The sequence below is a fragment of the Herbaspirillum autotrophicum genome, assembly GCF_001189915.1.
GTDB classification, from domain to species: domain Bacteria; phylum Pseudomonadota; class Gammaproteobacteria; order Burkholderiales; family Burkholderiaceae_D; genus Herbaspirillum; species Herbaspirillum autotrophicum.
In genome coordinates this window covers 24,996-38,100 of record NZ_LFLS01000045.1, presented here as the reverse complement: position 1 = coordinate 38,100, position 13,105 = coordinate 24,996, and the positions used below count along the sequence as shown (strand labels likewise).

Annotated in this window: 5 protein-coding genes; 3 read left to right on the top strand and 2 right to left on the bottom strand. The window is 61.2% G+C overall.

Going from position 1 to position 13,105, the window contains the following annotated elements; genetic code table 11:
- Positions 1-115 precede the first annotated feature (115 nt).
- Positions 116-10,174: a filamentous haemagglutinin family protein gene (locus AKL27_RS24565; protein ID WP_232311093.1), complete on the top strand. Its 10,059-nt coding sequence runs from the start codon at positions 116-118 to the stop codon at positions 10,172-10,174.
- Between the two features lie 90 nt (positions 10,175-10,264).
- Here AKL27_RS24565 and AKL27_RS24560 read toward each other — a convergent pair whose 3' ends face one another.
- The gene (locus tag AKL27_RS24560; RefSeq protein ID WP_198156081.1) at positions 10,265-10,684 is read right to left on the bottom strand and encodes a hypothetical protein; all 420 of its coding nucleotides are present in this window, start codon (positions 10,682-10,684) and stop codon (positions 10,265-10,267) included.
- Between the two features lie 155 nt (positions 10,685-10,839).
- Between AKL27_RS24560 and AKL27_RS24555 the strand changes: the two genes are divergently transcribed.
- A complete protein-coding gene (locus AKL27_RS24555) occupies positions 10,840-11,754 on the top strand; it encodes an NAD-dependent epimerase/dehydratase family protein (protein ID WP_050465519.1) in 915 nt (304 codons plus the stop codon).
- A gap of 12 nt (positions 11,755-11,766) precedes the next feature.
- A complete protein-coding gene (locus AKL27_RS24550) occupies positions 11,767-12,327 on the top strand; it encodes a shikimate kinase (RefSeq protein ID WP_050465518.1) in 561 nt (186 codons plus the stop codon).
- 46 nt (positions 12,328-12,373) lie between these two features.
- Here AKL27_RS24550 and AKL27_RS24545 read toward each other — a convergent pair whose 3' ends face one another.
- A complete protein-coding gene (locus AKL27_RS24545; protein WP_050465517.1) occupies positions 12,374-12,943 on the bottom strand; it encodes a hypothetical protein in 570 nt (189 codons plus the stop codon).
- Between the last annotated feature and the right edge of the window lie 162 nt (positions 12,944-13,105).

The window sequence follows — 13,105 nt, the reverse complement described above, 5'->3', positions numbered from 1 at the left end:
TGTGCTGAAGCAAATCAGTAGTAACCTGCGCTATGAAGACACGACGCAAGTTGCTGCTGTCGGCAAGAGCACGGGTGTCAATGTTGCGTCTGGTGCCACGCTCGATGCCAGTGGTTTGTGGAGCAACCTGCGCATCAATCCCGACAATACCAGCAACATGCCGTACCTCAATGGCGGCGCGGTGTCATTGCGCAGCAGTAGCAATATCACGCTCAATACCGGCAGCACGGTTGATGTGTCATCGGGCGCAGCGATACTGAGCAATGGCAAGCAAAGCGGTGGCAAGGGCGGTAACGTATCGCTTGAAGCCAGTATCAACAATACCGCCGGAAAACTGGTGCTGGCCGGCGACCTCAAGGGTTATGGCGTCAACGGCGGCGGAACCTTGAATGTACTGGCCAATCAGGTGGTGATCGGCAGTGCGGCTAATCCGACGCCAGATACGTTGGTGCTCGACGGTGCGTTTTTCAACAAGGGTTTCAGCCAATACCAAATCACCGGCAGCAAGGGCGTGACTGTCAGCGATGGCACGCAAGTCGGTGTCAGCATGCCGGTATATCGTTTCGGGGGTGATGCCGCCAGCACCATCACCGGCAGCAACGCCAAAGACGGGCTGGAACTGTGGACGCCCCCGGTGTATCTGGAAGATGCCGTCAAGGGCGTACTGACCCAGCGCAAGGGTGCCAGCCTCAGTTTGCAGGCCGGCACTCTCACCTCGAGCGCGGCCGATATGGCGACGGTGCAAGCCGTGGTGGGCAAGGGCGCAGTGATCAATGTCGATCCGGGGCAGAACATCAGCATCAGCAGCATCGGCCAGTTGACGGTCGATGGCCGGCTCAATGCCTGGGGCGGCAAGATCACGCTGGGCGCTGTCGGCGTCAGTCCGACGGTTGCAGAAGCAGTGGACGCGGCGGGGCATGGCCGTTCGATCTGGATTGGTGAACAGGCGGTGCTGGATGTGGCGGCACGCGCCGTGACGGCAGTGGCGCTCAATGGCACGCGTTATGGACAGGTGCGCAATGGCGGTAGCATTGTGGTCGGCGGCGAGATCAATCATGCCACCGGTATCGCGACTGCGCCGAATCTGTTTGTGGTGGTGCGCGAGGGGGCGTTGCTGGATGCCTCTGGCGCGCAGGCCACGCTCGACATCGCCGGTCTGGGTGCAACCAGGCTCGCCAGCAGTGGCGGCAGCATTTCGCTGGCATCGAATAATGGCTTGTATCTGGATGGCCTGTTCAAGGCCAATGCCGGTGGTGCCGGTGCTGCGGGCGGTACGCTCAACGTTGCGTTGGAAACGCCTCTTTATCCGGCTGGCGCAGCGACCAGAGTGCGCGCCGGACGCGAACTGGTACTGAGTCAGGGCAAGCCGGCCAGCGCGCTGAGTGCCGGCAGCGATGCCGCGAACGTGGCCGGCAGTTTGCTGTATGGCCATGGCGAACTTGGTGCCGATCAGATCGTTGCCGGTGGTTTCGACAATCTGTCGTTGCTCAGCAATGGCGTCATCAGTGTCGATGGCAACCTGTCGCTGCGCATGGGACAGAGCCTCAATTTGTATGCCAACGCGCTGGCCTTGAGCAATGCCGCAGCGGCGGATACCCGCGTGCTGTTGGCAGCGCCTTATGTACGGCTGTCAGGTGTCGGCGCCATCGGCGGTGCCGACGGTAAAATCCGGCCGACGCCATTGAGCAGTGTTTCCACCCAGATGGCGACCGGGCAATTACAGGTCGAGGCCGGCGCTGTGCTGGACTTGCGCGACAACCTGAGCATTGGCGTGCACAGCGATAGCGCCACCGCCCCCGGGCTGGCAAGTCTCGTTGACCGCCGCGCTTTTGATCGGGTTGCACTGCGCAGTCAGGGCGACCTGCGCTTGTTGGGAAGCACGGTCAATGGCCAATCTACGGTATTCAGCAGTGCGGCGGATGTGTCTCTGGCAGCGGCGCAAATCTACCCGACGACGGGTGCCATCGCCATCGTACGGGCAGGTTATATCGGCGGCAACGTCAATTACGATGCGTCGCGCAAACTGGTGATCGAACGTACCACGCAGAGCGACCAGGCCCAACCCTATTCAGTATTTGGCAGTCTGACGCTGGCGGCGGCAGTGATTGAACAGGGCGGGCTGGTGCGCGCGCCCATGGGCAGTATCACACTGGGCACCAGTGGCACGCAGTCGACCTCGGCGGTACATCTGTTGCCGGGGAGTGTGACCACGGTCAGCGCGGCAGGCTTGCGCTTGCCGTATGGCGGCACGGTCGATGGCGTGAGCTGGCTGTACGACGGCACGGCAGTCGAGTTGCTTGGTGTCGGCGGCATGAGTTCGAATGGCAACCTCAAGGTCGGCGTGACACTGGCGGGAAAGTTGGTGGATGTGCAAGCCGGTGCCTTGCTGGATTTGTCCGGCGGTGGCGAGTTGCTGGGCGCCGCGTTCGTTTCCGGTCGCGGCGGTTCGGTTGATGCGCGTTACAACCCGTTGCTGCAGATCGGCAGCAATGGCGGATTCATCATGCCCGGCCTCGGCAGCAACCCGGTGTATGCCATCGTGCCAGGCGCGCAAAGCGTGGCAGCCCCTGCCGGCGGCGCCAGCGATCCGGTACTTGGCCAGCAGATTACGATTGGCGCCGGCGTGCCGGGCCTGGCCGCCGGTACCTATACCTTGTTGCCGTCGACCTATGCGTTGTTGCCCGGCGCGTTCCGGGTGGAACTCAATGGTGCCGCCGGGGCGGGCGGTTTTACTGCGGCGCAGGCGATGCGCAACGGCTCCTGGTCGATGAGCGGTCAACTATCGATAGCCGGCACCGGAATTCAGGATGTGCTGGCGCGCCAGTTCATTGTCACGTCCGCCAATACCTTGCGCACTTATTCGCAATATAACGAAACCAGCTATGCCGATTTCGTGCGCGCCGATGCGCTGCGCGTCGGCGTGCCGCGCGCAGCGCTGGAAGCCGATGCCAAGACACTGGTATTGCGGTTGAGCTCGGGCGGTGCCAACGGCATCGATTTCAATTTCAATGGCCAGACCCGGTTTCAGGCTGCGGCCGGAGGCTTCAACGGCACGCTGGCACTGGTCAAATATGCGGGCGGCGATATCGAAATACTGGCGCCGGGGGTGGCCGCAGGCAGCAAGAGTGACATGATTTCGGTGTATGCCAATGATCTCAATGCCGTGGGTGCCTCGCGTCTGACAGTCGGCAGCTTGCCCTGGGTGCGCTATGGACAGGGCGGCAATCATGTGGTGTTTGATTACTGGGACGGTGCCGATTCGGTGTTCCTGCGCCAGGGAGCGACACTGGCCGCAGCGGAAGTATTGCTGGTCAGCAGCAAGACAAACGGTAGTATCGAGATCGAAGCGGGTGCCTCCATCAACACGCTGGGGCGCGGCAAGGCAGTCTACAATGCCGACGACGGTTTCATTTACCGGCCGGAAAACCACAGTGTGGTGGCGGTTTCCAACGGTCGGCTGCAAATGCTGGCGCCCACGCCAGGCGCAACGCCGCCAGCCGGTCCCGGCCAGATCCTGGTTGGTCAGTGCAGCACCGGCGTTTGTGCCGGCAATACCACCTTGTATTCGGAAGGCAGCATCGTGTTCGCCACCACGAATACCTTTGCACTCAGTGACTCGGTGCGTTACGGCACGCGTCACCTGGGGCTGGCGGTAGGCGGCATCAATGTCGGCAGCGATGCCACGCTGGCCGCAGCGGCCGCAAACAATATACTGCCCTCCGGTCTGACGCTGAATCAGGATGTGCTCAATCGCTTGTTGCGCGGTGATGTCGGCAATGGCATACCGGCATTGGAAACCTTGTCCCTGACGGCGGCCGAGTCATTCAATTTTTATGGCGATACCACGCTCAGCACGCTCGATGCCAACGGCAAGTCGCTGCTTGCCAATCTGGTGCTGAGCACGCCGGCAATCTACGGTCACGGCGCGGCCGGCGATGTCGCCCGCATTCAGACCGGCAACCTGATCTGGAACGGCGCCGCCACCGCACCGGGGGCGGTAGTGGCCAACGGTGCCGGTACCGGCACCGGCACGCTGGAAATTCAGGCGCAGCGCATCGAGTTCGGCTACGGTCCTGATACCCAGCCGGATACGATCAAATCGGCAGACCGTCTGGCGCTCGGTTTTGCCAACGTCAACCTGCGTGCCAGCGAACGCATTACCGCCAACCACAAAGGCAGCCTGTCGGTCTACCAGAGCCAGGGCGCTTACGATCCGGTCACGGGCTTTGCCTACAGCGGCGGCAACCTCAACATCGTGACGCCATTGCTGACCGGCGCCGCCGGTTCGGTCAATCGCATTACTGCCGGTGGTGCCATCAATGTCAGCGGTGCGTCGGCCACCACGCCAATGCCAGGCATCGACGCTCTGGGCGCAGAACTGAGCCTGGCCGGCAACAGCATCGTGCTGGATACGCGTGTGGTACTGCCGAGCGGAAAATTGACGCTCAGCGCACGCCAGGATCTGACGCTGACCGATGCCGCGCGCATCGACATGGCCGGCCGCAAGCTGATGTTCAACGACGTCAGCAAATACAGCTGGGGCGGCGACGTGACGCTGGAAAGCCATACCGGAAACATCCGGCAAGCGAGCGGTTCGGTGATCGATTTGTCGGCGCAACATAATCAGGCCGGCCATCTGAAGGCCGTGGCAGTTGATGCCGCCGCCGGCCTGATTGATTTGCAAGGAAAGATTCTTGGCAGTAGCAGTGGTTACTACAATGCCGGTGGCAGCCTGGTGCCTTATACCGCCGGCACGGTCGATATCCGCGCTCAAACAACAGGCGATTTCGCGGCACTCAATCAGCGTCTCAACGCTGGTCAGGTGGTTGGCGGGCGCAGTTTTCAGTTGAAGCAGGGCGATCTTATCATCGGCAATGAGATCAAGGCCGGGGTAGTGGATATTTCGATCGACAACGGCACGCTGACCGTGAATGGCACCATCGATGCCAGCGGCGAACGGGTCGGCAGTATCCGGCTGGCCGGCAAACATGGCTTGACGATTGCCGGCACTGCCGTGCTCGACACGCACGGCACCAAACTGCGGGTCGACAGTTACGGCAAGATCATCGATAGCCCCAATCGCGCCATGGTCGAGCTCAATTCCGGCGACGGTTTGCTGACACTGGCCAGCGGTGCGCGCATCGATTTGCGCCACGGCACCGAAGTTGCCGCCGGCAATCGTCCGGGGCAACACGACGGCCAGCAGCGCGGCACGCTGGAACTCAACGCGCCACGCATCGGCAGCGATGGCTTGCCGACCGATACTGTCCGGGGTACCGGCAGCGATGCTGCGATCCGGGGCGATATTGCGATTGATGCCGGTGGCCAGATCAACATCGAGGGCGCCAGATCGATTGTGGTCAATGCCACGCAACGCTATGACGACGCGCCGGTCGCGGTCGTCAAGGATGCCAGCGGCAATGTGGTGCTGGGCCCGGATGGCAAGCCGGTACTTGATCTGGGGGCCGGCGGTCGGTCGTATCAGGTGATTGACCAGAACTATCTGAATCAAAAGCATGGGCAGAGCACCGACTTCATCACTGCTGCGCTGGGCAATGCCGGACTGATGAATGGCAAGCTCGCGGGCCTGAACAATGCCCGCTACGCGGATGCCTTTCATTTGCGTCCCGGCGTGGAAATCGTGACGGCGGGCGATCTGGTGATCAGCGGCGACCTTGATCTTTCCGCTTATCGCTATGCCGGGGTCAATCCGCACGCGCAAAAAACCGGTGTGTACGGTTCGGGTGAACCGGGCAATCTGGTGATTCGTGCCGGTCGCAATCTGGATATTTACGGCAGCATCAATGACGGCTTTGCTCCGCCGCCGCCAACCCCGGACGATAACGGCTGGGTGCTGACGCCCGGTCGCCAGGCGTACGGCGGCGATGTGGTGGTACCGGGGCCGGGTGTCGTGCTGGCCGATGGCACCTTGTTTCCGGATGGGAAAACGCTCAACTATGCGTTGCCGATACAAGCCACTACGCTGGCCGGCGGCACCGTATTGCCGGTGCAGGCCGAACTCACGGCCGCGCTGACCTTGCCGGCCAATACGGTATTGCGCGCGGCAGTGCGCGATCAGGCCGGCAATCTGGTGTATGCCGCCGGCACCATACTGGGGGCGGCTGTCACACTCAACACCGGCATGCGGTTGGATGCCGGCACGCTGTTGCCGCAGGCCGCGTCGCTGGCGGCGCTGACCTGGCCGGCGGGCGTGCCGTTGCCGGGCCGCGCCAGTTTTGATAACTACTACGATCCGAATGGTGTCCGGCTGGCCGGTCCGCTGGCCTTGAAGATTGGTGCGCTGATTCCATCGGAAACCAACGTCAAGTTACCGGACGGTGCGCTGTCGGTGCCGCTGCGTACCGTCACCGGCGGTATTCAGGGCCGCAACTGGGCAGTGGCGCCGATGCTGGCCGAAGGTTCGCTGTCATGGTCGTTGCGGCTGGTGTCCGGTGCCGACACGCAAGCCGCCGACACGCGCGCTATCAAGCCGGTATTGCTGGGTGACCTGACGCTGGCCGACACCCATTACGCATTGTATGAAACGCACGACAAGACGATTATCCCCGGCACGCCGGCGCGCCCGGGCGGCCTGTTGTACTGGGGTGAGGTGGCGGCCTTGTTTGGCTTCGTGCCGGGCACGCTGGTCGCACCCGGCGATGAAGTGAATTGCGGCGACGAAGGCGTCTGCATCCGGGTCAACTATGTCTGGGGCGAGTTTGCGTTTCTCTATGGTGAAAACCGGATCGAAGGGACGCCGGTGGCGGCAGCGGATGAAAAGGATTGTGATCCTGACATGTGCACGCCCGTCGGCAAGGCGATACCGGGTACACCGGATCAGGTGATTATCGGCAAGCTCAACAAAGTGTCGCCGATCACGACACATTTCAGCGTGTTGCGCACCGGCACCGGCGACCTCGATCTGGTGGCGGCCGGCAATCTGCAATTGCAGTCGCCATATGGGGTATATACCGCGGGTACATCCACCAGTTCGCTGGCGGGGGCGCAGGCTGGCGGCTTCAACCAGGCCCGCAGCCGCTCCAGCGATGGTGTCACGGTACTGGGCAGTGGCGGCACCGCGTACGAAAATATCGTCAATGCCGGTGGCGCGTATGCAGCCTGGTATCCCGACCACGGCGGCAACCTGCTGTTGCGCACCGGCGGCAGCGTGACCGGCGACATTTTCGGCCAGTTGAGAGATCCGGCCGATCAAAATGCGCGCATGCAAAAGCCCAACAGTGAGGTGGGTAACTGGTTGTGGCGTCAAGGCACCGGCACTACCGCGGGTGTGGATAACATCCCGACCAGCTGGTGGATCAATTTTGGCACCTACGTGAAAGAAGCCGGCAGTACCAACTCGGGGTATGCCGATAAGGACATCATCGACAAACTGCCGATGCTGATCGGTTTTACGGGGTTCGGTACCCTCGGCGGCGGCAACCTGACGCTGGATGCCGGCACCGATGCCGGCATGCTGAGCCGGCGCGGCTCAAGCACGTCGACTTCGCCGCGCAGCCAGGGGCTGTTACTGACGGTAGGCAGTACCGGTCGTGTCGTCGCTGGCGGCGAATTGTTGCTGACCGGTGGCGGCGATCTGGATGTCCGCGTCGGCGGTAGTCTCAATCCGAGCCTCAGTGCGCGGGCGGTGCCCTACGTGGCATCGGCGGAAACGGCCAGGTACGACGTTCAGGATCTGAGTCTGAATGGAGTAGTGAGCAATTTGCGTGGCACCGTGAATTTGCAGACCGGCAGCCTGGGCGGCATTGCGCTGAACTACGGCAGCCGCAGCGGTAACAACGACAGCCGCGAAAGCCGCGCCTTTGATCCGTTCAATGCCACGCTTGGCACCGCCACTGGCGGTATGGTGCTGATGCTTGGTGATGCTGCCGCCAACCTGTCGGTGCGCGGCGATCTGGTACTGGCGGGAAGCGGCGATCCGGGTCGCGTCTATCAGCTCAACACTTCAGCTTATCAATATCAGGGCACCCGCTACGACAGCGGCGGTTACGGCTGGTTTTCGCTGTGGACCGACAATACCGCCATCAATCTGTTCGCCGCCGGTGGCAATCTGACGCCAAGCGTACAAATGACCGACATGAACACGGTGCGTAATTTCTCGAAGACGGATGGCCGCTTCCTGCTGCCGTCGCAATTGCATACGGTAGCCGCCAATGGCAGTATTTATCTCGGTAATTCGGCCTTGGGAGAGCGCGGCGCGAGCGACATTGCTTACTCGATATTGCTGGCGCCAGGAAGCAATGGCAGCCTGGAAATGTTGGCCGGAAATTCGATTTATGCCGGTGGTTATGCGGTCAACCAATCGGGTGCCGGGCGCGACGTCACACCAACACCATTGACACCGGCATTCATGGGAATGAAATCAGATGCGCGCTCGGAGGTACGGGTCAGCAATCTGGGCATCGATGCGATTGGTGCCTCAACCAATAGTTTTTCCCTGTTTGCATTCGGTGCCGATACGATTGCCTCACGCTCGGGAGTCAGCAGCGATCCTGCCCGCATTTATGCCATCAATGGCGATATCGTGGGTGTGCGTAGCGGAGAGATACTCAGTTTCAGCTCCGGCCAGCGGGCCGGCCAGACCTGGTATGAAGCGGCCGGTCCGGTATGGATGATGGCCGGACGCGATATTGTCAATTCAGGCACGGCGCTCGGACAAGCGACGACCGCGCCGAGGGAATTGGTGGCGACGCTGACATCGCCGTTCGGCGCAGCAGCCAGCAGCCGCGGCAATCTGTTTGTCCACCATAACCCGGGTGATGTATCGCTGGTCTTGGCTGGGCGCGACATTCTCCAGAGTTCATTCAACGTAGCCGGTCCCGGCACGCTGGAAATCAGTGCCGGCCGCAACATCCGCATGGATGACAAGGCCTCGGTCACCAGTCTCGGCCCGGTGCTGAGCGGCGATGGCCGGGCCGGCGCCAGTATTGCCATACTGGCAGGCGCCGGCAGCAGCGGCCCGGATTATGCCGGGCTGATCACGCGCTATCTGAATCCGGCCAATCTGGCACAGGCAGGAATACCGCTGGCGGAGCAGGCGGGCAAAGTGGCCAAAACGTATGAAAAGGAAATGGCGGCGTGGCTCAGTGAGCGTTACGGCTTTACCGGCAGCGTGGAACAGGCGCAAGCCTATTTTTCGGCATTGCCGGCCGAGCAGCAGCGCGTCTTTGGGCGTCAGATCTATTTTGCCGAATTGCAAGCCGGGGGCCGTGAGTTCAATGATGCCAACAGCACCCGCTTCGGTAGCTATCTGCGTGGCCGCAATGTGATTGCGACCCTGTTCGGTGCTGCTGCCACGACCGGTTATCGCGGCGATTTCACCATGTATGGCTCGGCGGGTATCAATACGCTGTTCGGCGGCGATATCCAGTTGTTGACGCCGGGCGGTCAGCAGGTGTTCGGCACGGAAGGAGCAACGCCGGTCAGCGTCAACGGTGTGATTCCCGGCGTCATCACGCAAGGTGCGGGCAATATTCAACTGTATGCCAGGGACAGCATTTTGCTTGGGCAAAGTCGCGTCATGACCACCTTCGGCGGTTCGATACTGGGCTGGTCGGCCGCCGGTGACATCAATGCCGGGCGCGGTTCCAAGAGTACGGTGGTGTATACGCCGCCGAAGCGGGTGTATGACCAGTGGGGCAATGTCACGCTGTCGTCGGATGTGCCAAGCACCGGTGCCGGTATTGCGACATTGGCACCGATTCCGGAAGTGCCGGCCGGGGATATCGACCTGATCGCACCGCTCGGTACCATCGATGCCGGTGAAGCCGGGATCCGGGTCTCGGGTAACGTCAATCTGGCGGCACTGCAAGTGGTGAATGCGGCCAACATCCAGGTCAAGGGTGAGAGCCGCGGTATGCCGGCGATGGTCGCGGTCAACGTTGGCGCGTTGAGCAATGCCAGTGCTGCCGCCAGTTCGGCGTCGGCAGCAGCGCAGGAATCGGTGCAGCGGGCCCGCAATGAAGCACGTCAGGCGTTGCCGTCGGTTGTCACGGTGAAGGTATTGGGTTTTGGCAGTGAGGGGGCCGGTGCCGCACCACTGGCACCCGGCGCCTACAACTGGAACAGTCCGGTGCAAGTGCTGGGGCAGGGCGGCGCGGGTGCGCGTCAGAACAGTCAGTTGACCGATGGCGAGAAGCGCTTGCTGGGTTTGTGATGATGTTGCCGGGACAGCAATTCTGTCCCGGTGTAAAAAAACCGCTGCAGCCAAAAGCTGCAGCGGTTTTTTATTGGTCGCCGGGAATCGTCAGCGTTGCGGCGTGATGTATGGTGAAGATGGCGGCGCCGGCGCCGGGCGTTGCGGATAGACCGAGGTGCCGAAGGTATTGCCCATGCGGTTGCTGGTGGCGGCGCGGTTGAACAGGCCCAGTTGGTTGCCGGGGCGGTTGAGGATTTGTTCCGAGGCCAGGCCCGGCGGCGTATTCGGATTTTGGCCCGGTTTTGCCGCGCGCAGTTTTTGCGTCAGGCAGGCATAGGATGGTGTGCGCACGCCATTGACTTCGACTTCCACGCAGGAGTCGGCCGTCTCGGCCGGCGCGGTCAGGTTTTCTGCCGTCGCCAGATTCTGGGCGTCGGCTTGCGTGCCGGGCAGCATGCTCAGCGCCAGCAATGCGGCGAACAACGTCAGCACGGGAGTCAGCGGACGCAAGGGAAGGTTTTTTTTCATGGCGCGACTGTAGCACTCTCATCGTAAAAACACAGTTTGCCTGTATTTGATGTCGGGACGATGACATCGCCAATTTGGCCGTGATGATTTCCTGATAGAGTGGGGTTTCCGTGGCTTGCAGATGCCTGCAGGCTGACCGCTTCGCGAGGAAATGCATGAACATATTTATCACCGGCGCCACCGGTTATGTTGGCGGCGCTGTCGCCCTCCATCTGCTGCAGGCCGGCCACCGCATCCGTGGTCTGGTGCGCGACATGAGCAAAGCGCAGCGTCTGCGCGAACTTGGCATCGAACCGGTGCATGGCAATCTCGATGACAGCGCCTTGCTGATGCAAGAAGCGCAGGCGGCAGATGCCGTCATCAATTGCGCCAGCAGCGATCATCGTGAAGCGATTGAATCCTTGCTGACGGGATTGCGGGGCAGCGGCAAGCCCTTGCTGCATACCAGCGGCTCCAGCCAGATCGGTGATGCGGCGGCCGGCAACAGCTTGAATGAACAGATCTATGATGAAGAAACACCGCTGGTAGTTGACGAGGGCAAGCGCGCCCGCTATGAACTGGATCGCCGCATATTGGCGGCGCAAGGCGTACGCGGCATTGTCATTTGCAACACGCTGATTTACGGCACCGGCAAAGGATTGCATGCCGACAGCGTACAAATTCCGGCGCTCGCCGATCAGGCACGGGCCAGTGGTGTGGTGCAGATTGTCGGCGCCGGACTCAATCGCTGGTCGACGGTGCATATCGATGATGTCTGCACGCTGTATCAACTGGCGCTGGAACAGGCCCCGGCCGGTGCCTTCTATTTCGCCGAGAATGGCGAAGCCGCATTCGCCGGGATCGCTGCGGCTATCAGCAAACGGCTTGGCATTGCCGGCATCGAACACCTGACCGAAGAACAGGCAATCGCGATCTGGGGTGTCAATCGTGCGCGCTATTCACTCGGTTCCAACAGCCGCGCCCGTGCCATCCGCGCCAGAAAGGAGCTGCACTGGCAGCCGCGTCACACTTCGGTGGTGCAGTGGATTGAAGAAGACATGGCCATTGGCAATGGGGCCGCCGCCAGTTAAACCGGAGCCGTCATCCTGAACCGCATTCTGCATCTGATCGGCCCCGGCGGTGCCGGAAAATCCACGGTCGGCAATTGCATCGCGCAATTGCGCGGCTGGGATTTGATTGATCTCGACAGTCATTTCTTGTCTGCCTTCGGCAGCATCGGTCAATTCATCCGTGACCACGGCTATATCGCATACGCCAGAGCCAACGTGGCGCTGTACGAACAACGCATGACCAGCGTGCCGGCATTTGCAGTGTGCGCCTTGTCTTCCGGCTTCATGCTTTACCCGGATGAACTCGGCGACCGTTATCTGGCCTTGCGAAAAACCATTGAAACCGATGCGTTGACCGCGCTTTTATTGCCGTCGTTCGCATTGGAGCAATGTGTGGCGCGAATCGTGGAACGGCAGTTGCAGCGGGCGTATCTGATGCCGGATCGGGCGCGGGAAGAACAGAAAATAAGAAAACGTTTTCCGTTCTTCATGCAACTGCAATCACGACGATTTCTCAGTGACGGGCGGCCTGCGGAGGCGGTTGCCGTGGAAATTCTGGATACCCTGTCTGGCTCGCGTCATGCGCTGATGTGATAAGCGAGAGATTGTTGGGCATGTCGTTTTCAGCGGCATACACAAATCACTTGCGACACAACAATGGCGTCACCGGCACCGGCAGGCGTTGTTCTGCGGTGCCGATTTCATAGACGTTCTGGGCGCACTCGCTGGTGCCGGCAAAGCGGAACTCGACCAGATAGGTCTTGCCGCCCGCAGGCGTGAATTGCGAGGTCAGCGGACCGCATGCGCCAGAGGTCGTCATTTGTTGCGCGCTGCCGGACCATGCCGAATAGCCCTTGATCTGCACCGTCTGGCCGGCGGCTACCACTTGCTCGACTTGCGGTTTATCGTTCAAGAGCGCTTTGCGGCTTTTCTCCGTCATCGTGGCGATCCATGGCAACAGGACTTCCCGGCCGCTGTGGAAAACTCGTCCGGCCGGCGTGAAATTGTCGCAGGCCTCGGGTGCGGTGCTGATGGCGTAGCCGACCGACATCGGCATGCCGGCCGAGCGCATGACGATGCGCGCTTGCGCGTTGTCGACCGTCACTGTCGCCACCGGCGGTTCCTTATAGTTGACCGGCCCTGCGCAGCCGGTCACGAGTGCCAGCAGCAAGGATGGCGCAATGCACTGAAGCAGTGGCGGACGAGACATGTATTTTTTCTGAGGATGACGGAGCCGGCAGGATGAAGGAAAGTGATACGAAAATCAATCCTGCAACATAAAAAATTTGAGGTGGTTGTGGATGATTGATCACTTGCCTTGTTTCCGACATCCCGCATAGAATCAATTCGGTTGCGCAAGTCAGCGCAATGT